Annotated in this window: 16 protein-coding genes; 8 read left to right on the forward strand and 8 right to left on the reverse strand. The window is 73.1% G+C overall.

The window, feature by feature from the left end:
• Window positions 1–113 precede the first annotated feature (113 nt).
• On the forward strand, window positions 114–1,583 hold the full coding sequence (locus tag AC3ET4_RS27210) for a bifunctional phosphatase PAP2/diacylglycerol kinase family protein (RefSeq protein ID WP_431953928.1): 1,470 nt from the start codon (window positions 114–116) through the stop codon (window positions 1,581–1,583).
• An 85-nt stretch (window positions 1,584–1,668) separates the two neighbouring features.
• On the opposite strand, the gene AC3ET4_RS27215 is transcribed toward AC3ET4_RS27210, so the two are convergent.
• Complete coding sequence (locus tag AC3ET4_RS27215) at window positions 1,669–2,088, reverse strand: SseB family protein (protein ID WP_431953930.1); 420 nt, start codon at window positions 2,086–2,088, stop codon at window positions 1,669–1,671.
• Between the two features lie 86 nt (window positions 2,089–2,174).
• Window positions 2,175–3,245, reverse strand: a complete 1,071-nt coding sequence (locus AC3ET4_RS27220; RefSeq protein ID WP_431953932.1) for an RNA ligase (ATP) — start codon at window positions 3,243–3,245, stop codon at window positions 2,175–2,177.
• A gap of 470 nt (window positions 3,246–3,715) precedes the next feature.
• On the opposite strand from AC3ET4_RS27220, the gene fes reads away from it, so the two are divergent.
• The 3 genes from fes (at window position 3,716) to AC3ET4_RS27235 (ending at window position 7,056) form a co-directional block, all read left to right on the forward strand.
• Window positions 3,716–5,161 carry an enterochelin esterase gene (fes, locus tag AC3ET4_RS27225; RefSeq protein WP_431953934.1) on the forward strand — a complete coding sequence of 482 codons (1,446 nt, stop codon included), beginning with the start codon at window positions 3,716–3,718 and terminating at the stop codon, window positions 5,159–5,161.
• Window positions 5,145–5,582: a GNAT family N-acetyltransferase gene (locus AC3ET4_RS27230; protein ID WP_431953936.1), complete on the forward strand. Its 438-nt coding sequence runs from the start codon at window positions 5,145–5,147 to the stop codon at window positions 5,580–5,582. The genes fes and AC3ET4_RS27230 overlap by 17 nt, the downstream gene beginning before the upstream one ends.
• A 475-nt stretch (window positions 5,583–6,057) precedes the next feature.
• Complete coding sequence (locus AC3ET4_RS27235; RefSeq protein WP_431953938.1) at window positions 6,058–7,056, forward strand: helix-turn-helix domain-containing protein; 999 nt, start codon at window positions 6,058–6,060, stop codon at window positions 7,054–7,056.
• Between the two features lie 490 nt (window positions 7,057–7,546).
• Here the strand turns inward: AC3ET4_RS27235 and AC3ET4_RS27240 are convergent, their stop codons facing one another.
• The 6 genes from AC3ET4_RS27240 to AC3ET4_RS27265 all read right to left on the reverse strand — a co-directional run bounded on the left by AC3ET4_RS27240 (window position 7,547) and on the right by AC3ET4_RS27265 (window position 15,936).
• The gene (locus tag AC3ET4_RS27240) at window positions 7,547–8,485 is read right to left on the reverse strand and encodes a S66 peptidase family protein (protein ID WP_431953940.1); all 939 of its coding nucleotides are present in this window, start codon (window positions 8,483–8,485) and stop codon (window positions 7,547–7,549) included.
• The gene (locus AC3ET4_RS27245) at window positions 8,482–10,479 is read right to left on the reverse strand and encodes a dipeptidyl-peptidase 5 (RefSeq protein WP_431953942.1); all 1,998 of its coding nucleotides are present in this window, start codon (window positions 10,477–10,479) and stop codon (window positions 8,482–8,484) included. Before AC3ET4_RS27245 ends, AC3ET4_RS27240 begins: the two co-directional genes overlap by 4 nt.
• Window positions 10,476–11,822, reverse strand: a complete 1,347-nt coding sequence (locus AC3ET4_RS27250; RefSeq protein WP_431953944.1) for a M20/M25/M40 family metallo-hydrolase — start codon at window positions 11,820–11,822, stop codon at window positions 10,476–10,478. Before AC3ET4_RS27250 ends, AC3ET4_RS27245 begins: the two co-directional genes overlap by 4 nt.
• Complete coding sequence (locus AC3ET4_RS27255; protein WP_431953946.1) at window positions 11,815–12,651, reverse strand: M55 family metallopeptidase; 837 nt, start codon at window positions 12,649–12,651, stop codon at window positions 11,815–11,817. The genes AC3ET4_RS27250 and AC3ET4_RS27255 overlap by 8 nt, the downstream gene beginning before the upstream one ends.
• Window positions 12,652–12,881: 230 nt before the next feature.
• Complete coding sequence (locus AC3ET4_RS27260) at window positions 12,882–15,278, reverse strand: MFS transporter (RefSeq protein ID WP_431953947.1); 2,397 nt, start codon at window positions 15,276–15,278, stop codon at window positions 12,882–12,884.
• A 214-nt stretch (window positions 15,279–15,492) separates the two neighbouring features.
• The gene (locus AC3ET4_RS27265) at window positions 15,493–15,936 is read right to left on the reverse strand and encodes an SRPBCC family protein (RefSeq protein ID WP_431953949.1); all 444 of its coding nucleotides are present in this window, start codon (window positions 15,934–15,936) and stop codon (window positions 15,493–15,495) included.
• 372 nt (window positions 15,937–16,308) lie between these two features.
• On the opposite strand from AC3ET4_RS27265, the gene AC3ET4_RS27270 reads away from it, so the two are divergent.
• The 4 genes from AC3ET4_RS27270 (at window position 16,309) to AC3ET4_RS27285 (ending at window position 21,490) form a co-directional block, all read left to right on the forward strand.
• On the forward strand, window positions 16,309–17,478 hold the full coding sequence (locus AC3ET4_RS27270) for an alanine--tRNA ligase-related protein (RefSeq protein ID WP_431953951.1): 1,170 nt from the start codon (window positions 16,309–16,311) through the stop codon (window positions 17,476–17,478).
• Between the two features lie 133 nt (window positions 17,479–17,611).
• Window positions 17,612–18,664 (forward strand): Rv2578c family radical SAM protein, encoded by a 1,053-nt coding sequence (locus AC3ET4_RS27275; protein ID WP_431953953.1) that lies wholly within the window; start codon window positions 17,612–17,614, stop codon window positions 18,662–18,664.
• 54 nt (window positions 18,665–18,718) lie between these two features.
• Complete coding sequence (locus AC3ET4_RS27280; protein WP_431953955.1) at window positions 18,719–19,234, forward strand: GNAT family N-acetyltransferase; 516 nt, start codon at window positions 18,719–18,721, stop codon at window positions 19,232–19,234.
• A 459-nt stretch (window positions 19,235–19,693) separates the two neighbouring features.
• A complete protein-coding gene (locus AC3ET4_RS27285) occupies window positions 19,694–21,490 on the forward strand; it encodes a 3-hydroxyacyl-CoA dehydrogenase family protein (protein WP_431953957.1) in 1,797 nt (598 codons plus the stop codon).
• Window positions 21,491–21,566 lie beyond the last annotated feature (76 nt).

Raw genomic sequence — 21,566 nt, forward strand, 5'->3', positions numbered from 1 at the left:
GGATGGGGGGTTGACCCCCCCCTGTCCCCCCCCCGCGTCGCCGTGCACTGCCCGGCACCGCCGAGCACCGACCAGCACAGACCGAAGACCGATCGATCGTGGAGGGAGTCGTTGTGCGCCGCATCCTGAGCGCATGGGACAAGAAGCTGTTCCGGAGGGTTGCCGATCGTCCCTGGCCGGCCGCCGAGCCGGTGCTGCCGCGGCTCAGCAAGGCCGCCGACCACGGGCTGCTGTGGTTCGGGGTCGCGGCCGGCATGGCGGCCGTCGGCGGTCGCACCGGCCGACGTGCCGCGCTGCGCGGCGCGGGGTCGCTGGCGGTGGCGTCGGCGGTGGTCAACACCCTCGGCAAGGGCGCGGTGCGCCGCAGCCGGCCCGTCCTGGACGGCGTGCCCGTGATGCGTCGGCTCTCGCGGCAGCCCGGCACCACGTCCTTCCCGTCCGGCCACGCCGCGTCAGCCGCCGCGTTCGCCGCGGGCGTCGCCCTGGAGTCACCCCGCTGGGGGGCCGCGGTGCTGCCGGTCGCCTGGTCGGTGGCGTTCTCGCGGATCTACACGGGTGTGCACTATCCCAGCGACGTCGCCGCCGGATTGACCCTCGGCGCGGGGGCGGCCCTCGCGGCCCGAAGCCTCGTGCCGACCGCGCGGCAGTTGGAGATGGCCCCGACTCCCCGGGCCGACGCCCCCGCGCTGCCGGACGGCCGCGGGCTCTACGCGGTCGTCAACGAGGTGTCCGGACCCCCGCCGCTGCTCGGCCCGCCCGCCGAACGGCTGCGCGCCGCGCTGCCCGAGGCCGTGGTCGAGGTCTGTTCGGAGGACGACGACCTCGCCGAGATGCTGGAGAAGGCCGCCCAGCAGGCCGCGCAGTCCGGCGGCGCGCTCGGCATCCACGGCGGGGACGGCAGCGTCAGCCTCGCCGCGTCGGTCGCCCTGCGGCACGGCGTGCCCCTGCTCGTCTCCCCCGGCGGCTCGTACAACCACTTCGCGCTCGACCTGTCGATCCGGAGCATCGACGACGCCGCGCGGGCGGTCCAGGAGGGCACCGCCATCGCCGTCGACGTCGCCCGCGTCACCCCGACCGGCGACGCCGCGGGCGAGAAGGCCGAGTCGGCCGAATCGACGGTCTTCCTCAACACCTTCAGCATCGGCGTCTACCCCGACCTGGTCCACTACCGTGAACGCTGGTCGCGGCGCGTGGGCAACTGGCCCGCCGGGGTGCTGGCCGCGCTGCACGTACTGCGCACCTCCGCCCCGACCGACCTCGTGATCAACGGGCAGCGGCACTCGGTCTGGATGCTCTTCGCCGGCAACGGCGCCTACCGCAGCGTCGGGCCGGCGCCGGTGCGCCGCCGCGCCCTGTCCGACGGGCAGCTCGACGTGCGCATCGTCCCCGGCCGCCCCTACGCCCGCGCCCGCCTGCTCGCCGCGGCACTCACGGGCTCCAGCACGGCCCTGCTGCGGCGGCTGCGGATCAGCGGCGTCGAGCAGGGAACCCGCCTGGCCTTCGACGGCGAGGTGGCGCCCGCGCCACGCGACCTGGTGATCGACAAGGCCAACGAGGCCCTGACCGTCTACCGACCGATCTGACCGTGCCGACCGCTCTGACCCCATGGAGCGACGCGGGCCGCGCTCCTCAGGGAGCGCGGCCCGCGCGGGGGACGGAAGGGCTGGGTCAGCCCGACAGGCCCGCCAGCGCCCGGACGCCCTCGCCCCTGATGGTGAGCGTGTCCGGCGACCCCGCGTCTATCGCGAGGGTGAGGTCGTCCGACGGCCAGCCGTTGCTCAGCGCCGCCAGCGGCAGGACGCGGTAGCCCCGGGCGTTCGGCAGGGCGTGCGCCAGGCGCACCTCCGAGGTGAAGACCGGGACGAGCTTCGTCCCGTCCTCCTGCTCGAAGACGGGCAGGCTGATCATCTCCTGCTCCTCCCCGTCCGCGCCGGCCGCCGGCTCCTCCGGCGGGCCCGGCACCGGCAGCAGGATGTCGCTGGCGGCCAGGGTGGTGAGCGCGGCGGCGTTGTCGCCGCCGGTGGCGATCTCGTGCAGGGCACGCTGCGCCGGGGGCTGCGCACCGTTCGGAGTGGTGAAGTCGGTCATGGCCGTTCCCTTCCGTTGCTTGCGTGCGGGGTGGCTCGGGGACTGCGCGTACCCAGCGGGGAAACGGTCATGCGCGCTATGCGGGGTCACCCGTACTCGGTACCGCCCTTGCGGGTGAGATAGGCGTCGCTGACCGCCTTCAGGACGGCGCGTCCGCCGAGCTCGGGGCTGCGGCGGTCCGGGGCCGCCCGGACCACGACGCCTTCGCGCAGATGCAGACCTCGGCCGGAGACGGTCTCGGAACCCCGCGCGAGCTCCAGGACGGCGTCCAGGTCGAACGGGCCCTCGTACAGCGTCGGCACCAGCGGCACGCTCCCGGGCGGGAGCACCGCGGCCGGGTCGAGCCACCGCACGGCCCCGCCGACGTCGACGGCGATGTCGAAGACCGCGAAGCCGGGCGTGTCGCCGCGCGCGTCGGCGCCGTAGCCGAGGTCCTGGACACCCGCGCCGTAGACCTCGCCGAAGACGGCCACCCGGTCGGCGCCGAGCCGGTCGGCGAGGGCCGCCGCGACGTCGGGCAGGCGGTGGCTGCGGACGGCGCGCCAGTAGAGGTTGCCGTCGGACTCCTTCAGGGCGATGCGCTGGGCGCCCAGCCCCTTGGAGGTGACCAGCACACGTCCAGAGCCGGCAAGGTAGGTCAGGCAGCACGCCGTGCCATGGAGCTTCTCGGTGACGGCGACCGGCTCACCCGGGGCGAAGACGCCGGGGTGGCGTTTGATGTTCTCGATGTCGATCCAGGGCAGCAGCTCCGGCGCGGACTCCACGTCGCCGCTCATCGCCACCGGGACCGGCGGCACCCACTTGGTGATGCCGAGGAGCCCGGCGAAGTCGGTGCCTTCCTCGGCGGCCCTCGCAAGGTCCGTGCCGTCCAGCGCGGCCGGGCGGCAGACGATGCCCTGGGACAGCTCGCCGCGCAGGCGGACCGCCTTGACGCGGTCGGCCGCGGAGCCGGCGAGCCGTCCGGTCAGGCCGAGTTCGGCGATGAGCGCGGGGGGCAGCACGGACTGCTCGGGGATGTAGAGCGCGAAGTCGCCGGTCCGGTAGACGCCCTTGGCCACGACCGCGCGGTAGAGGCCCACCTGGGCGAGTTCCAGCGCGTCCGCGTTCGGGTGGACATGGACGGTGAGCCTTTCGGCCGTGACACGCAGCGTCGACATCGGGTTCCCCCTCGTGGTCGTCCTTGGTGCGCACTACTGTGCGGGGGGCCGCGCGCCGCGGACGAACGGTTTTCCGCGCTTCGGCGACGCGAAGTCGTGGGCGGCCTGGCCCGGTTCGTGTCGGGCGCGCGTGTGGCTGGTGCGACGAGGCGGGTGCCGGGTGACCGCGGTACAGCGGTGTCGGAGCACCGGTAGACGGGAACGTTCCCGTGGTGAGGACTGCGGACGCGTACCCCCGCGTACAGGAGGCCGGCTCCCCCGGGGAGCCACCCGGCCCGGAAGGGCGGGGCGGGCGGTCGCGTCGCCCCCGCGCGGCCCAGGCTGCGGACGACGGTCGACGGCCCGTGGGCCCGAGGTGCGGCGCGGACGGCCGTCCCCCCGAACCGGGCACGGCGGCGCCGATCCGCACGAAGTGAACGTCGTTCAGTCTTTCTCTTGCCGTCGCACGGTTCCGGGAGGATGTGCCGATCATGCTGTCCCCACTGGGGAGCCCGCCGAACGGCACGCCCTCGCGCGCGCCGCGGGTTCCGCGTCCCGCCCCCGTCGAACGCGCGCACAGCCGGCGGCTGGGAGAGCTCGCCGCCCGTCCGGAGCGGGAGGCGGAGTTCTGGGCGGCCGTGGCGGCCGAGGGGACACCGCTGGTGGAGCGGCTGGAGGGCGACCCCGGGCACTGCGCGGTGACCTTCCTCTGGCGCGGAACCGCCCGGACGCGCGCCGTACTGGCCCTGCCCAACCAGGTGCTCGACCCCGACGACCTGGCGGGCAATCTGATGTCGCGGATACCGGGAACCCAGGTGTGGCACTGGACGATACGGATGCGCGCCGACTGGCGTGCCACGTACGCGCTGTGCGTGGACGAGGGCGACGGCGCCGTCGCGTCGCCCACCGGGACCGCCGGGCCCGCCGAGGCCACCGCGATCACCGCGCCCACGCAGACGTATCTGCGCCGGCTGCGCCGCCATCCGCGGCGCGATCCGCTCAACACGCAGGTCTTCCCCACCCGCTGGGGTGTCGAGCCGCTCTCGGTGGTAGCCCTCCCCGAGGCCCCGGTTCCACGGGGCGCGTGGCGGGACCGCCCCGGACCACCGGTGGGCGAGGTCTCCGTCCACACCCTGCGCAGCGCCCACCTGCGCAACTGGCGCCGTGTCTGGTGCTACGCACCGGCCGGCCACGAGGACCCGGCGGGGTTGCCCGTGGTGGTGCTGCTCGACGGGGACGTGTGGCAGCAGCATCTCGACGTCTCCGCGCTGCTCGACGGGCTCGTGGCGTCCGGCGCGCTGCCGCCGCTGCTCGCGCTGATGCCGGACGCCCTGGACAGCGGCACCCGGCGCCGGGAACTCAGCTGCGACGAACGCCTCGTGGACTTCCTGACCGGGGAACTCCTGCCCTGGGCGGCCCGCCGGTGGCCGGCGGGCGGGGACCCTGCACGCACGGTCGTCGCGGGCCAGGGCCTCGGCGGACTGGCCTCGGCGTACGCCGCCTTGCGGCGGCCCGAGTCCTTCGGGAACGTGCTCGCGCAGTCCGGCGCCTTCTGGTGGCCGGCCCGGCACAACGGCCAGGCGACGCCCGGGGAGTGGCTCACCGGGCGCGTGGCGGCGCTCGGGCGCAGACCGGTCCGCTTCCATTTGTCGGCGGGCCTGCAGGAGTGGGGACTGAAGGCCGCGGTTTACCGCTTCCGGGACGCCTTGCGGGCCCAGGGCTACGAGGTGGCCCACCACGAGTACAACGGCGGCCACGACTACCTGTGCTGGCGCGAGGACCTCATCCACGGGCTCGTCTCCCTGCTGCGCGGCCCCTTCCCCGGTTCCGTCCCCGCGGCCGCCGCCCCGCTTCTCGCCGAGGCGGCGGCCGGGGAGAAAAACGCTTGCCCGGCGGGGACGGGGCGTCCAGACTGCCCGGATGCTGATTCGGCGTGAGACCCCCGACGACGTCCCGGCGGTACAGGCGCTCACCGGGGAGGCGTTCGCGGCCGCGGGCCTTCCCGTCCCCGTCGAGGTCGCGCTGCTGGCCGAGCTGCGTCAGAGCGACGCGTGGCTGCCGGAGCTGTCGCTGGCCGCCGTGGACGCCGACGGAGGACGCGTCGTCGGACATGTCGTCTGCACGCGGGCGCACGTCGGCGGCACGCCTGTGCTCGGTCTGGGCCCGCTGAGCGTGGCGCCCGCCCACCAGCGCAGGGGGGTCGGCCTGGCGCTGGTGCACACCGTCCTGGGCGCCGCCGACGCCCTCGGGGAGCCGCTGGTCGGGCTGCTGGGCAGCCCGGACTACTACGGCCGCTACGGCTTCCGGGCGAGCACGGACTACCGGATCACCCCGCCCGACCCGGCCTGGGGGCCGTAGTTCCAGGTCCGCCCGCTGTCCGCGTACGCCTCGTCGGTGAACGGGACGTTCCGCTATGCGGGGCCCTTCGACCGCGTCTGAACGCACCCGGCGGGCGGTGGCGCCGAGCGATGGACCCGGGCGGTGGCGTCCGGCGGTGGCGCCGTCCACGCGACCGTGCCGTCCACACCACAGGGCTGGTCTTCGGTCCACGGCGTCTGCCTCCGGCGGCGTCCGCACTCCTCAGCATCGCCGACCCCGCCTTCACCGCGCGGTGTCCGCACGAAGGGCGCCGACCGTCGCGCCCAGCCGACCTGCGGATAGCGCGCAGTCCCAGGTGCGGACGACTGCGGATGGCCCGCAGTCCTGCCCGGGCGACGGTGGTCGGGCGATAGCCGATTTTTACGGTGGGTATGAAGGGCCTCGGCAACGACGCTCGGAGACTCCCTAATCGAGTCCGGGACCCAGGGACTCCAGTCCCGGACCGGAGGACATCGTGATCGAAGCATTCTGCACAGACAAACAACCGCCGGACAAGAGGTGCGAGTACTGGAAGGACGCCGTCCGCAAGGCGTTCACCCGGCTGGAGATCCGCACCCAGGGAGTGACCGAGCTGCACGGGGCGATACGCCGGGCATGCGTCTCCGGCGTCCAGGTCGGTTTCCTCGAGGCGAGTCCGCAGCAGATGGCACGTACCGCGCCGCTGATCGCGGACGACGAGGACGGTTCACTGCTCGTGAGCCTGCAGCGCATCGGCGGCAGTGTCGCGGTGCAGGACGGCCGCGAGACACGGGTGGGCGCCGGTGAACTCGTCATCCTCGACAGCCGCAGGCCGTACGTCCTCGGCTTCACCGGCCCGGTCCGGCAGCATGTCGCCACGGTGCCGCGGGAGATGGTGGACCTCCCTGACTCGCTCCTGCGCCTGGCCACCGGCCGGACCTACTCTCCCGCCGAGGGGATCAGCGGTGTCCTCGCCTCGTATGTGAACAGCCTCGTCACCGTGACGGACCACTGCATCCGCGAGCAGGACGCGAACCGGTTCCTGCGCCAGGGCATGGTCGACGTGCTGACCGCCCTGGTATCCCTGGAGGGCACCGCCGGGGAGCAGACCGCGGTGGAGCACGCCCTGCTGCAGCGCGTGCGCACGTACATCCGCGCCCACCTGGACGATCCCGCCCTGTCCCCGGCGACGGTAGCGGCCGCGCACCACATCTCCGTCCGCTACCTCTACCAGCTCTTCCAGGAGGAGCCCATGACCATGGGCCGGTGGATCCAGCGGCTCAGGCTGGAGGCCTGCCGCAGGGACCTCGTCCGGCCGGAACTGGAGCAGCAGACCGTGGCGGCCATCGCGCACCGGTGGGGCTTCGCCAGCCACGCCCACTTCAGCCGCAGCTTCCGGGCGGTCTACGGCCTCTCCCCCGCCGAATGGCGGCAGCGCAGCGTCGTGCAGGCCCCACCCCTGGAGGCAGCCGCCGTTCCCCGCCCGGCCCGGTGAGGGTGCTTGGACGGGGGTTCACGCGGCACCGCCATACCGCGAACGCCCGAACGCACGCCGCGCCCCGTGGCGTACGGGAGCACTGAGACGCAGGAGGCGCCAGTGACACAACTCTACTGAAAAAGTCCTAATTTGTTATGATTTGACCTCGCGATGTGTGGCCGCGGTGCGTAAACTGGAGGTGGCCTACGGGGCGAGCGAGGGAGTCCGGCAGCACCGGATACGGAACGGGAGCGGCAGCTTCCACCGGAGCCGGGTTCAACGGCCGGGCTGAGAGGCTCGAAGGTCCGGGAAGAGGTTGAGAGACCGGAGAGCGACCCCTAGCACCTGATCCGGACCATGCCGGCGAAGGGAGTCCCACCTCGTAGGTCGTCATTCGTCCGGTGAGCCCGCGCAACGAGCGCGGGCTCGTGTGTGTGCTCCCATGCAATGCCCTCGGCGTGCGGCGCCGCTCCGCACGCCACCTGGACGTACGCTGCCGCTCCGCACGTCAGCCGGCCGTCGCGACCCCCTCCACCGTGAGGGTGCCCGCGTCCGCGTCCAGTACGGCCGGGACCCCGAGCGGCACGGCCAGGCTGGTCTCGCAGTGGCCGAAGCCCAGCTCCTCGACGATCGGGACGCCGACTCCGCCCAGCCGGTCCGCGAGCACCGCCCGCACCTGCTCGTAGGGGCCGCAGTCGCGCCACGAGCCGAGGGCGATGCCCGCCACCCCGTCGAGCCAGCCGGCCCTCAGCAGCTGCGTGAGCATCCGGTCGATCCGGTAGGGCTCCTCGCCGACGTCCTCCAGCAGCAGGATGCCGCCCGGAACCCCCGGCCGCCCGTCCGGTGTGCCGAGACCGGAGGCGAGCAGCACCAGGCAGCCGCCGACGGTGACTCCGCGCGCCCTGCCAGGCACGAGGGCACGGGCGGTCGGCGCGCCGAGGACCCGCGTCCGCTCGGGCTCGAAGAGGGTGTCCCGCAGCTGTGCGCGCGTGGGCTCGTCCTTGAGGAAGCCGTGCGCCGCGATCATCGTGCCGTGCAGGGTGGCCAGTCCCAGCCGGACCGCGAACGCCTCGTGCAGCGCGGTGATGTCGCTGAAACCGAGGAGCGTCTTGGGCCCGGCCGCCCGCAGCGCGTCCCAGTCCAGGAGGTCCGTCATGCGCTGGGCGCCGTATCCGCCGCGGGCGCAGAACACGGCGGCCACCGACGGATCGCACCACGCGTCCTGGAAGTCGCGGGCGCGGGCCTCGTCCTCACCGGCCAGGTAGTCGAACGTGCGGTGGCGGTCCAGGACATGCGGCGCCACCACCGGGTCGAGATCCCAGCCGCGCAGGATGTCGAGCCCCGCGTCGAGCCGCTCCCGGGGCACGGGACCGCTGGGGGCGACGACGGCGACCCGGTCGCCGGGGACGAGACGGCGGGGGCGGATGAGCGGGACGAGCGGTGTCACGTGCTGAGCTCCAGACGTGGGACGGCGGGCGGGGTGAAACCGAAGACACGCCCATAGAGGGAGAGTTCGGCCTCGATGCAGGTGACGATCGTGTCCTCGCGGCGGAATCCGTGGCCCTCGCCCTTGAAGGTGAGGTAGGCGTGGGGGACGCCGCGGCCGTGGACGCGCTCGAGGAAGCGCTCGCACTGCACGGGCCGGCAGATCACGTCCTCCAGCCCCTGCAGCAGCAGGAAGGGCGCGGTGAGCCGGTCCGCCCGGGTGACCGGCGAGCGGTCGCGGTAGCGCTCGGGCACCTCGGCGTAGGGACCGATGAGCGAGTCGAGGTAGCGGGACTCGAAGTCATGGGTCTCGCCGTCCCGGGCCCAGCCGGTGAGGTCGAGCAGCGGGTACATGATCACGCCGCAGGCGTAGACGTCGGTGCCCGTGAGGGAGGCCGCGCTCGTCCAGCCGCCGGCGCTGCCGCCGCGGATCGCGAGACGCCGTCCGTCGGCCGTGCCCTCCTCCGCCAGTGCCCGCGCGACGGCGGCGCAGTCCTCGACGTCGACGACACCCCACTGCTCGCGCAGCCGCTCGCGGTAGGCGCGTCCGTAACCGGTGGAGCCGCCGTGATTGACCTGGACGACCCCGATCCCCCGCGAGGTGAAGTAGGCGATCTCCAGATCGAGTACGAGGGGTGCCCGGCTCGTGGGGCCTCCGTGCACCCAGACGACGTACGGCGGCAGCTCCCCCTCGGGCGCCGCGTGGTACGGGTTCGCCGGCGGGTAGAGCTGAGCGTGGATCTGCCGCCCGCCCGGGCCGGCGAAGGTGCGCTCCACAGGCGCGGGCAGGAATTCCGGGGGCACGATGTCACGGTGGGCGGCGCCGATGACACGCGTGCGGCCCGTGCAGGTGTCGAGTTCCAGGACCTCGAAGGAGCTGCGGGGCGAGGCGGCCACGCCGACCACCCGGGTGTCGCTGGTGGACAGCGCCGCGGTCCACTCGCTCCAGGGACCCGGCACGTCGACCAGCTCTCCGGACGCCGGGTCGAATATCCCCAGCCTCTGGGCCCCCACGCCGTGCAGCACCGCCAGCGTCCCGGAGGCGAGCGGGGCGAACCAGCGCGCCCCCATGTGCCAGCCGGGCCCGGCGAACTCCTCCTGCGCCGGCCGCAGATTGACCGCCTCGCCGGTGGCCGGGTCGACACGGTGCAGGTTCCACCAGCCGTCGCGGTCGGTGGCGGCGATCAGTGCGCCGTCGGGCGTCCACTCCGCCTGGGCGACGGATTCGGCGGGGCCGCCGAGGATCGTGCGGGCGGCGCCGAAGGTGCCGTCCGGGCCGACGGCCGCGTGCTGGAGCTCCGTGCCGTCCCATGGCATCCGGGGGTGGTCCCAGGCGATCCACACCACCTGCCGGCCGTCCGGTGACAGGCGCGGCGCGGTCACGAAATCGTGGGCGTCATCGGAGAGTTCGCGCACGGCGGCACGGTCCTCGGCAGCAGAGCCGTCGAGCGGGACGGCGGCGGCCACCCGTCGTACGTCGCTCGGCCCCTCCCCGGTGAACTCCTCCAGCACGCACCACACTTCGCCCAGTTCCGGATGGATCCAGGGATCCGCCCAGCGCAGTCCGCCGCCGACCGGGGAGTGCGGGGTCAGCGGCCGCGGCACGGCGCCGGGGAGGTCGGGTTCGTACGCGTAGAGCCGCTGGTCCGGGAAGTGGGAGAAGACGATCAGCGGTCCCCGGCCGGGGCGGGCCGTGCCCGTCCAGGCCCTGCCGCCGTACTCGATGACCCGGGTACGGACGTTCCACGGCTCGGGCAGAGGGCTGCCGATCGTGCCGTCGGCGAGGCGGCTCACGAGGGCGCGGCGGCCGCCCTCGGCCGGGCGCGGCTCCGTCCACCACACCTCTTCGCCGACGAACGCGGGGAACTCGGGGCGTCCTTCGTGGGAGGCGACGGTGCGGGCGTCGACCGGCGACTCCCAGGCGCCGTAGGGGGCGATGATCGGGGCGTGCGTCATCGGGGAACTCCAGAGGTCGTGTCCTGCCGGCACAGCATGAACCGGTCGAGTACGTGGACGCCGAAGTGCAGCCCCTCCACCGGGACCCGCTCGTCGACGCCGTGGTACATCCCCGCGTAGTCGTAGCCCTCGGGCAGTTTCAGCGGGGAGAAGCCGTACCCCTTGATGCCGAGTCGGGAGAACTGCTTGGCGTCGGTGCCGCCGCCCATCACATAGGGCACGACGTGGGCATCGGGGTCGAAGTGGATCAGTGCCTCCCTCATCGCGGCGTAGACCGGCGTGTCGAGGGGTGCCTCCAGCGGGATCTCACGGTGGTGGAACTCCCATGCCACGTCAGGGCCGGTGAGTTCGTCCATGGTGGCCGCGAACTCCACGTCGCCGCCCGGCAGGACTCGTCCGTCGACGTAGGCGACCGCGGTACCGGGGATGACGTTCACCTTGTAACCGGCCTCGAGCACGGTCGGATTGGCACTGTTGCGGATCACCGGCTCCACCAGGGCGGCGGCGCTGCCCAGTTTGGTGAGCAGGGTGTCCACGTCGCCGAAGTCGGGCTCGACCTCGTGCAGCGCGGCCAGTTCGGTCAGTGCCGCCCGCACGGTGGGGATGATCCGCACCGGCCAACGGTGCTCGCCGATATGGGAGACGGCCGCGGCGAGCCGCGTCACGGCGTTGGTGTGGTTCACCTTGGAGCCGTGCCCCGCCCTGCCCTGCGCCGTGAGCTTCACCCAGGCGGTGCCGCGCTCCCCCGCGCCCACCGGGTACAGCCGCAGCCCGGGCCCGGCGTGGAAGGTGAAGCCCCCGGACTCGCTGATGCCCTCGGTGCAGTCGCGGAAGAGTTCCGCGTGCCGCTCGACGAGGTACGTCGCCCCGTAGGTGGCACTGTCCTCCTCGTCGGCCGTCAGCGCGAGCACGATGTCCCGCTCGGGGCGCACTCCCCTGCGGGCCCAGGAGCGCACGGTGGCGAGCACCATCGCCACCGTGCCCTTCATGTCGACCGCGCCGCGTCCCCAGACCACCCCGTCCCGGACCTCACCGGAGAAGGGGTGCACGCTCCACTCCTCGGCCCGGGCGGGCACGACGTCCAGGTGGCCGTGGACCAGAAGCGCGCCCTGCCTCTGCCCGTTCGCCGCGCGCGGGGCGCCCGCGATCCGCGCCACGACGTTGGCACGGCCCGGCGCCGCCTCCAGGACGCGGGCCGGGATCCCGGCCTCCTCGAGCAGCCCCGCGGCGTACTCCGCCGCGGGACGCTCGTTGCCGTCCCCGCCGCCGCGGTTGGTGGTGTCGATCCGGATCAGCTCCGAGGTGAAGCGCACCGCCTCGTCCAGTGCCCGGGGGTCAGCCATACTGCTCCTCCACAGCTGCCGAGACGAGAGTGGTCACGGCCTTGTAGCAGCGGATCCCCTCGTACATGGTCGGTGAGGTGTAGGAGACGCGGCGCTCGTCCGTGCGCTCAACGCCGGGGACGATCGCTGCGGCTCCCGCCAGGTGCGCCGCGTCGAACTCGATCTCGATCGTGAACGGCCCGCCCCGTTCGGGCTCGTGGCGCACGGCGAGCGACGCAGCGTCCCTCGCGGCCGCGCGGATGTCCGCCGCCGTGCGGGCCGGCGGCCGGCACACGGCCGCGTACCGCGACACGTACTCCTTGACGGCGACCGTGCGCGCCGCCGGCGCGTAGTCCCCGGCGTCGAGACCTGTCCGGTCGTCCCCCGTGACCAGCACGACGGGCACCCCGTACTCGGCGGCCACCAGCGCGTTCAGCCGGCCCTCGCTGGCCGGCGGGCCGCCGTTGACCCACACGCCGGTGATCGAGTTGGGGAGGTAGGTGTGGGCGAGCACGCCTTCCGTGCCCGCGCCCGTGTGGAAGCCCACGAAGGCGACGCCGTCCACGTCGCCGTGCTGCACCCCTTCGACGATGGACAGGTCCTTGTGCCGACCGATGACGATCCGGGCCCGCTCGTCCAGCTCCTCCAGCAGCAGGTTCCGCATCGACCAGTGGGCCTCGTTGACCAGGACGTCGTCGGCGCCGCCGTCGAAGAAGCCGGCGATCGCGGCGTTGACATCGGAGGTGAGCAGACGCCGGAACCGCTGCCAGCCCTCCGTGCCGGGCAGGACGTCACCGGGCCAGGTCACCCCGGTGGCGCCCTCCATGTCCGCGCTGATCAGGATCTTCATGCCATGGAACGTTACGCAAGGTCACCGCCCCGCGCCAGGCCCACGCCGCGCCTGTGGAAAACTTCGGCGCGCGGACCGGTGGCAGTCGCCGGCACCCCGTGCCACCAGCCGTTTTCCGTGCGGCCTGCGGGCGCGGGCGCCGCGCGGGGACCCCCGCGCGCGCGGCCGGGCCGTGGATGCGCCCGGAGCGTGCGCGGGCGCTTCCGCGGCTGGGAGGCCTTCGGCGACCGTCAGTCCTCGTGGCCGAGGTGCACGTCCCGCTCGGTGCGCTCGCCGCCGCTGAGCCGCAGCACGGTCGCCACCGGCGGGTATCCCGAGGCCACCACGGTGTACTCGCCCGCCGCCAGGTCGACGAAGCGGAAGACCCCGTCGGTGCCGGTCGTGACGGTGTCCAGAACGTTGCCCGCCGCGTCCAGCAGGGTGACCCGGGCGTCCTCCACGGGGCTGCCGCCCGGGCCGCGCACGATGCCGCGCAGCAGCGCGCCGCCCGCGAGTTCGACGTCCTGCCGGGTCTCCCGGGCCGCGTGCACCGACACGGGGAGGGCTGCGGGCCGGTAGGCCGGGGCGTTGGCGGCCAGCGTGTACTCCCCGGCGACGAGGTCGCTCAGGACGTAGTCGCCGTCCCGCCCGGTCCGGGTGGTGGCCACCACGTCGCCGCGGGAATCGGTGAGGGTGACGGTGGCCTCCCGCACGGCCGTGCCGTCGGCGGTGCGCACCGAACCCGCGAGCCTCCCGGCGCCGCCGAGCACCACGTCGACCTCCACCGGGCGGTCCCCGACGGTCACGCTGACGGCCTGCGGCTGATGGCCCCCGGCGGCGGCGATCAGCACATAGCTGCCGCTGCCGGGGGTGCTCAGCGCGTAGCGCCCGTCCTCGCCGGTGGCGCCGCGTCCGATCTGGCGTCCTGTCACATCGATGAGGGTGAGCGCCGCCCGGCCGACGGTGCTGCCGTCGGCGTGCTGGACGGTGCCGCACACCGGGACGCCGACGGTCTCGGCCTTGCGGGCGGTGGGGACGTGCTGGGTCACCAGGGGTTTCTCCTTGAGCAGGAAGGCGAGCAGGAAGCCGAGGGCGAGCACCGGCACCAGGTACAGGAAGATGCGCGGCATGGCCTCGGCGTATGCCTGCACATAGGCGTCGCGCAGCGGTGCCGGCATCGCGTGCACCATGTGCGGGGTGATCGACTGGGGGTCCGGCAGGTCGACGCCTTGCGGCAGCCGGTCGGCGAGGCCGTCGGCGAGCCGGTTGGCGAACAGGGTGCCGAAGACGGCGGCCCCGACCGAGCCCCCGATCTGCCGGAAGTAGTTGTTGGCGCTCGTGGCGGTACCGAGGTCGGCCGGCCGCACCGAATTCTGCACGGCGAGGATCAGCACGGGCAGGACGAGGCCGATGCCCAGCCCCAGGACGCCCATGTACACGCTGTACTCGACGCGCGGGGTGTCGCTCTCCAACAGCGACAGCAGCCACATCCCCACCACCGAGAGCGCCCCGCCGGCCAGCGGGTACACCCGGTACCGCCCGGTGCGGCTGATCATCTGGCCGGAGACCACGGAGGCCAGGACGACACCGAGCATCATGGGCAGCATGAGCAGCCCGGACTCGGTCGCGCTGACGCCGTTCACCATCTGCAGGAAGGTCGGCAGATAGCTGGCGGCGCCGAAGAGGCCGACTCCGACGACCGCTCCGATGAGGGCCGAGACGGTGAAGACGCCGTCCCGGAAGAGCCGCAGCGGGATGACCGGTTCGGCGGCGTACCGTTCCACCACGACGAACAGCACCGCGCAGACGAGGGTCGCCACACCGAGGCCGACGATCACGTCCGAGCTCCAGGCGTAGGTCGTGCCGCCCCAACTCGTCAGCAGCACCACGCAGGTGGAGCCGGCGGCCAGCAGCAGCGCGCCCAGCACGTCCAGCCGGGGACGCGCGGCCGGACGCGGCAGTTTCAGCACGACGGCGATGACAGCCAGGGTCACGAGCCCGAAGGGCACGTTGATGTAGAAGCACCAGCGCCACGAGGCGTGGTCGGTGAAGAAGCCGCCCAGCAGCGGACCCGCCACGGAGGCCAGACCGAAGGCCGCGCCGATCAGGCCCATGTAGCGGCCGCGCTCCCGGGGCGGGACGATGTCCGCGATGATCGCCTGGACGCCGATCATCAGCCCTCCGCCGCCGATGCCCTGGACGGCGCGGAAGGCGATCAGTTCGTCCATCGAGCGGGACCAGCCCGCGAGGGCGGATCCGGCGACGAAGACGACGATGGCGAACTGGAAGACACTCTTGCGCCCGAAGAGGTCGCTGAGCTTGCCGTAGAGCGGCAGCCCGACGGTGGAGGCGAGCAGGTAGGCGGTCACGGCCCAGGACATCTTGTCCAGCCCGTGCAGCTCGCCGACGATCTTGGGCAGCGCGGTGGCCACGATCATCTGGTCGAGGGCGGCCAGCAGCAGCGTCAGCATGAGGCCGAGGAAGACCAGCCGCACCCTGCGGGGGCTCAGTCCGGCTCCTGGCACCGCGTCCTGCGCGTGCTCCTGCGGTACGGCCGCCGGCTGTTCCTCGGGAGCCGTACCGGTGCCCAGTGCGTCCGCGAGGGGGCCGAACTCCTCGGACAGGGTCGTTCCGGTGGTGCCGCCCATCTGCGTACCGCTCCCCTCGTCGCGCCTGCCCTGCGACAACGATCGGGGGCGCTGGGGATGCGCCGGAGTGCGGCAGATCCACCCTTTCAAGTGACGTGCCCACCGGCGTGCGCCCGGCGGGCGGCACCCGGGCACGTAGGCCGCGGCGAGGGAGACGGCCGGACCCCACCCGGCTCCGGCCGTCTCCTTGGCGCCGCCGCTACGTCCGGGCCTCCTACTTCTCGGTCTCCGCCGCGAGCCGTGCGAGCACCGCATCGTGGATGCGGTTCAGGCCCTTGGGGGCGAAGGTGCGCTCGAAGAAGCCGCCGATGCCGCCGGCGCCGGTCCATGTGCTGGTGACGACCGCCCTGGCGCGGCCCTCGCCGGCCGGGGTGACCGTCCAGGTGGTGACCATGGAGGAGTTGCGGTCCTTCTCGACCAGCTGCCCCGGGGTCGGCTCCGTCACCTCCAGCAGGCAGTCCCGGACGCGCTTCTCGGTCGCCTGCAGCCTCCAGTGCACGACGGTGCCCGCGCCGCTGCCGCCCTCGCGCACCTCGTACTCGCTGTACTGCTCGGGAAGCAGCCGCTGCCGGGTGCCCGTGTAGTCGGCGAGCGCCGCGAAGACGCCCTCCGGGCTCGCCGCGATCTCGCGCTGCGTGGTGGCCTCGACCTGTGCCATTCGCCGTCCTCCGTCGTTCCGTGTGCCGTCGCCCGACAAGCCAATCACCACGGCCGCGCGCCCGCGAAATCGGGCGGCCCGGCGGTGCCCGGCATCCTTGCGACGACGCGCTGAGGTCCCGCCGCGACGCGGCCGTAAATCGGATGCCCGGCGCGACGCGGCACGTTATCGTCGCCCCCATGAACGTCACCGGCCACAGCACCACCGCGACCGCGCGAGCGACCAGCTCGCCGGTTGCCGCCGTCTGACGTACCTCCCTTTCTCACCACCGGCGACCGGGCACGGCCCGCCGGTGGTTTCGCGGCTTCCACCCCGATTCCGGTCCTCGCGCGGCCTGTTGCCAGGCGCCTCCGCGCGAAGGAGCCATCCTCCATGGACACCGAAGAGATCGCCCGCACGTTCGTCTCGTACTACGAGGAACGCGGCCACCGCCGCATCATTGGATCGACCCTGCTGCCGCCGCCCGGTGACCCGGTGTTGTTCACGACCTCGGGAATGCATCCGCTCACCCCCTACTTGGAGGGGCGCACGCATCCCCTCGGCAGCCGGTTGGTCAATGTGCAGCGCTGCCTGCGCACCACGGATCTCGATGAGGTCGGCGACCCCACCCACCTGACGGTCTTCGACATGCTCGGCACCTGGTCGCTCGGCGACTACGACGGCCCGCAGAGCCTCGACTGGGGGTACGGACTGCTCACCGAGGGCTTCGGCGTCGACCCGGGCCTGCTGCACGTCACAGTGTTCGGCGGCGACGACCGCACCGGGCCGGACACCGAGTCCCTGGAGCTGTGGGGGAAGCACGGCGTGCCGGTCGAGCTCACGGTCGAGGACAACTGGTGGTCCAACGGGCCGACCGGCCCGTGCGGCCCCGACTCGGAGATCTTCCTGTGGACCGGCGACACCCCGCCGAGGTCGACGCCCACCCGCGACGACCGCTGGGTGGAGGTCTGGAACCACGTAATGATGCGCCACCGCAGACTCGAGGACGGCTCCCTCGTGCCGCTGCCCCGGCGCAATGTCGACACCGGGCTCGGTCTGGAGCGGCTGGCCTCGCTGCTGCAGGGCCGGACGTCGGTCTTCGAGTGCGACGTCTTCGCCCCCTGGCGCCGTCTCGTACCGCCCCTGTGGCTGCTGGACGAACCGTCGACGCGCCTGGTCTGCGACCACCTGCGCTCGACCGTGGTGGTGATCGGGGACGGGGTGCGCCCGTCCAACACCGGCCGCGGCTACGTACTGCGCCGGCTGGTGCGGCGGGTCCTCACCGCCTTGTGGCGGGACGACCCGTCCCGCAGCCTCGGCGACCTGCCGGATGAGCTGATCCGGCACACCCTGGACCGCTTCCGCCTGAGCGTGGACCCGGACGAGCCGCGCCGGGTGCTGCTGGAGGAGGAGCGCCGGTTCCGGCGGCTCCTGGAGCGCGGACGCCAGGTGCTGGCCCGTCCCCGGTTCCAGGGCCGCCCGCTGGACGAGGAGGACTTCCTCTACCTCCACGACACCCACGGCCTGCCGCGCGACCTCGTCGTGAGCCTGCGGTCGCGGTGACGGCCGCCGGGGCCCCGTGTGACGCGGGGCCCCGGTGCCCACGGTGGCACCGTGGTCCCGGGATCTCCGAGCCCCCCTCGACGCTTTTCGCTCAGATGTTCTATTCTCGGGAGGAGGCAACAAAGGAGGCGGCATGAGGTGGGACAACCTGAGCCGCGACACGGCGGCGACCACACCCGCGCTCTTCGGCGTGGACGCCGTGACACGAACGTTCGACACCCCCGGGTTCCGCGGCATCACCTTCCACGAGGTGCGCGCCCGCACGATCGTCAACCGCGTGCCGGGAGCGTCCCGGATGCCGTTCGAGTGGACGGTCAATCCCTACCGAGGCTGCAGCCACGCCTGCGTGTACTGCTTCGCACGCAAGACGCACACCTACCTTGACCTCGACAGCGGCCTGGACTTCGACTCCCAGATCATCGTGAAGGTCAACGCCCCCGAACTGCTCCGCCGCGAGCTCGCCTCGCCCCGCTGGCGCGGCGAGCACATCGCCATGGGCACCAACGTCGACTGCTACCAGCGCGCGGAGGGCCGGTACCGGCTCATGCCGGGCATCCTGACGGCGCTGCGCGACCACGCCAATCCCTTCTCCGTCCTCACCAAGGGGTCGCTGATCCTGCGCGACCTGGACCTCCTGGTGCAGGCCTCCGAGGTCACCGACGTGTCGGCCGCGGTCTCCGTAGGCTTCGTCGACCGGGACCTGTGGCGCGCCGTGGAGCCGGGCACACCGTCGCCGCAGAAGCGGCTGGAGGTCTGCCGCACCCTCAACGAACACGGGATCCCCTCGGGCGTCCTGATGGCGCCGGTGCTGCCGTATCTCAGCGACTCCCCGGAGCAGTTGCGCGAGACCGTCCGCGCGATCGCCGGGACGGGCGCCACGTCCGTCACCCCGCTCGTACTTCATCTGCGCCCCGGGGCGCGGGAGTGGTTCATGGCCTGGCTCTCGGTGCACCACCCGCGGCTGGTCTCCCGCTACAGGGCGCTCTACGCGGAGGGCGCCTACGCGCCCACCTGGTACCAGCGGCGCATCACCCGCCAAGTGCACGAATTCGCCACGGAGTTCGGGATCGGACCCAGCCGCCCCGGTGCCGCGCGCCGGATCTCCGCATCCGAACACGACGATCCCGGGGCGCCGCACTCCGTCGCAGCCGACGCGGCCCCGCCGACGCAGCTGACCCTGCTCTGATCTCACAGGAAGCGGTTGCCCCGTCAGGCACCGTCACGCACTAGCGTCACTGCCATGACGACAGTGAGGATGATGGCCCGCGACGACATCGACGCCGTGGCCGCGGTCCGTGTTCGGGGCTGGCAGGCGGCGTACGCGGAGATCGTGCCGCGTTCGTACCTCGACGCGATGGACGCCGTGGCGGACGCGGAACGCCGCAGGGAGTGGTTCGACGCGGGCGGCAGCCGGGTGGACAACCTGGTCGCCGCCGATGGCGACGAGGTGACCGGCTGGGCCGCGCTCGGCCCGTACCGCGGCGAGCCGGACGACGCCGAGGTCGGCGAGCTGTACGCCATATACGTGCGCCCCGACAGGATCGGGCGCGGCCATGGCCGCGCGCTGATGGCCGCCGTTCGCGCCCGCGCCGTCGAGCGCGGCTTCCGCAGCCTGCGCCTGTGGGTGCTCGCGGACAACGCGCCGGCGCTGCGCTTCTACGAGCGGTCGGGGTTCGCACCGGACGGCGCCGACCAGATCGAGACCTATGACCGGGTCCCCCTCAAGGAGCTGCGGTACGCGACGGATCTGGCCTGAAAACCCCTGCGAGGCGGACACGACGCGTTCCCCGCGCCCGCGCAGCCGCGCGACGTCCGTCTCGCCCCGCTCGTACGGACTCGCACCCTTTTGCCGTGCGCCGTGCCGAGTGACCGGCGCCACCGGTGCGCCCGCGCCATGGTCTCCCCTCTCCCCCTCTGCGCTCACCTCAACGGCGCTCATATGCGGGTGCCACGCATCACATGGGCGGAAGGGCTGGCGTCGAGGTTACTCGCCGGTTACGCTTTAACCAACGCACGCAGCGGCCTGGTGACGCAGCCGCCCTGTGCGGCCGTCGTCGGTTCGGCACCATCGCGGCGCAGCCCCGGGACAGGGCTCGCCGGATCTCCCGCGGGGACGCGCGCACAGGCGTACGGATCCCGCGGCTCCTCGACTCTCCCGCTCCGCGTCGGCGCGGCAAGGCGCACGGCGCGGACCCTCAGCATTCGGAGTTCCGCGATGGACCGTCCACGTCCCTTCCCCACCGTCGCCGTCATCGGTCTCGGCACCATGGGCACCGGCATAGCCGAGGTCGTCGCCCGGGCCGGCCACGAGGTGATCGGCATCGAGATCGACGACGCGGCCGCGCAACGCGCCGTCGCCGCCCTGGAGGCCTCCACCGCGCGTGCCGTGGGGCGCGAGCGGATCACGGAATCCGAGCGCGGTGGCGTCCTGGCCCGTTTCCGCACCTTCTCCGACCTGCAGGCGGCGGCCGACGCCGATCTGGTGATCGAGGTCGTCACCGAGCACTTCGAGATCAAGCGCGAGATCCTCACGGCGCTCGACGCCCTGGTGAAGCCTGACGCGATTCTCGCGACCGGCACCAACGCGCTGTCGGTGACCCGGCTGGCCTCGCACACCGCTCGCCCCGACCGCGTCCTCGGCCTTCACTTCTTCGCCCCCGCTCCGGCCATGAAGCTGGTCGAGGTGGTGTCCACCGTGCTGACCTCCCCCGAGGTCACAGAAGCGGTCACCGATCTGGTCCGCTCGTTCGGCAAAGTGCCGGTGGCGGTCGGCGACCGCCCGGGCTTCATCGCCGACGGACTGCTCTTCGGCTATCTCAACCAGGCCGCGGCCATGTACGAGGCGCGCTACGCCACCCGCGAGGACATCGACGCGGCCATGCGGCTGGGCTGCGGGCTGCCCATGGGCCCGCTCGCCCTGCTGGACCTGATCGGCATCGACACCGCGCAGACCGTCCTGGAGGCGATGTACCAGGCCTCGCGCGACCGGCTGCACGCCCCCGCGCCCATCCTGAAGCAGCTCACGGCCGCGGGGCTGAGGGGCCGCAAGGCCGGACGCGGTTTCTACACCTACGGGGCCCCCGGCAGCGCGACGGTCGTCCCGGACGCCGAGACGCCGGCCGCGGCCGACCGGGCGGCCGGCGCGCGTGACGTGCGCGCCGTGCGCCGTGTAGGCGTCGCGGGATCGGGCACGATGGCCACCGGCATCGCCGAGGTCTTCGCCAAGGCCGGGTTCGGGGTCGTGCTGGCCGCACGCGGCCAGGAGAAGGCCGACAGGGCGGTCGCGGCGCTCGCCACGTCCCTTGACCGATCCGTCGCCAAGGGCCGGCTCAGCCAGGAGCAGCGGGACGCCGCCCTGGACCGGGTGACCGCGGCGGGCTCGCTGGACTCCTTCGCGGACGTGGACCTGGCCGTCGAGGCCGTCGCCGAGGACCTGCCCGTCAAGCAGCAGCTCTTCACGACCCTGGACAAGGTCTGCAAGCCGGACGCGGTCCTGGCCACGACGACCTCCTCGCTGCCCGTGGTCGCCATCGCGACGGCCACGTCGCGTCCGCAGGACGTCGTCGGCATGCACTTCTTCAACCCGGCGCCCGCCATGAAGCTGGTCGAGGTCGTCAGCACCGTGCTGACCGGCAAGGACGTGCACGCCACCGTCCACGAGGTCTGCCGCCGGATCGGGAAGCACGCCGTGGACTGCGGCGACCGGGCCGGCTTCATCGTCAACGCCCTGCTGTTCCCGTACCTCAACAACGCCGTGAAGATGGTTCAGGAGCACTACGCGACGGTCGAGGACGTCGACGCCGCCATGAAGCTCGGCGGCGGCTACCCCATGGGGCCCTTCGAACTGCTCGACGTCGTCGGGCTGGACGTCTCGCTCGCGATCGAGAAGGTGCTGCACAAGGAGTTCCGCGACCCGGGCCTGGCGCCGGCGCCGCTGCTCGAGCACCTCGTGTCCGCGGGCTGCCTCGGCCGCAAGACGGGCCGCGGCTTCCGCGAGTATGCCCGCCGCTGAGGCGGCGGACGACCGGGACGACCGGGGCGGTTCCGGCGGCTGGGGCGGCCTCCTGAGGCCGCCCCCACGCACCGGG

Source organism: Actinacidiphila sp. bgisy167 (genome assembly GCF_057707665.1).

What these genes read in the sequence shown, in the direction of transcription:
- AC3ET4_RS27245 (WP_431953942.1), bottom strand. Translation starts at nt 10,479, where the DNA reads ATGACGCACGCCCCGATCATCGCCCCCTACGGCGCCTGGGAGTCGCCG.
- AC3ET4_RS27280 (WP_431953955.1), top strand. Translation starts at nt 18,719, where the DNA reads ATGACGACAGTGAGGATGATGGCCCGCGACGACATCGACGCCGTGGCC.
- AC3ET4_RS27270 (WP_431953951.1), top strand. Translation starts at nt 16,309, where the DNA reads ATGGACACCGAAGAGATCGCCCGCACGTTCGTCTCGTACTACGAGGAA.
- fes (WP_431953934.1), top strand. Translation starts at nt 3,716, where the DNA reads ATGCTGTCCCCACTGGGGAGCCCGCCGAACGGCACGCCCTCGCGCGCG.
- AC3ET4_RS27220 (WP_431953932.1), bottom strand. Translation starts at nt 3,245, where the DNA reads ATGTCGACGCTGCGTGTCACGGCCGAAAGGCTCACCGTCCATGTCCAC.
- AC3ET4_RS27255 (WP_431953946.1), bottom strand. Translation starts at nt 12,651, where the DNA reads ATGAAGATCCTGATCAGCGCGGACATGGAGGGCGCCACCGGGGTGACC.
- AC3ET4_RS27250 (WP_431953944.1), bottom strand. Translation starts at nt 11,822, where the DNA reads ATGGCTGACCCCCGGGCACTGGACGAGGCGGTGCGCTTCACCTCGGAG.
- AC3ET4_RS27230 (WP_431953936.1), top strand. Translation starts at nt 5,145, where the DNA reads ATGCTGATTCGGCGTGAGACCCCCGACGACGTCCCGGCGGTACAGGCG.
- AC3ET4_RS27215 (WP_431953930.1), bottom strand. Translation starts at nt 2,088, where the DNA reads ATGACCGACTTCACCACTCCGAACGGTGCGCAGCCCCCGGCGCAGCGT.
- AC3ET4_RS27275 (WP_431953953.1), top strand. Translation starts at nt 17,612, where the DNA reads ATGAGGTGGGACAACCTGAGCCGCGACACGGCGGCGACCACACCCGCG.
- AC3ET4_RS27260 (WP_431953947.1), bottom strand. Translation starts at nt 15,278, where the DNA reads ATGGGCGGCACCACCGGAACGACCCTGTCCGAGGAGTTCGGCCCCCTC.
- AC3ET4_RS27285 (WP_431953957.1), top strand. Translation starts at nt 19,694, where the DNA reads ATGGACCGTCCACGTCCCTTCCCCACCGTCGCCGTCATCGGTCTCGGC.
- AC3ET4_RS27265 (WP_431953949.1), bottom strand. Translation starts at nt 15,936, where the DNA reads ATGGCACAGGTCGAGGCCACCACGCAGCGCGAGATCGCGGCGAGCCCG.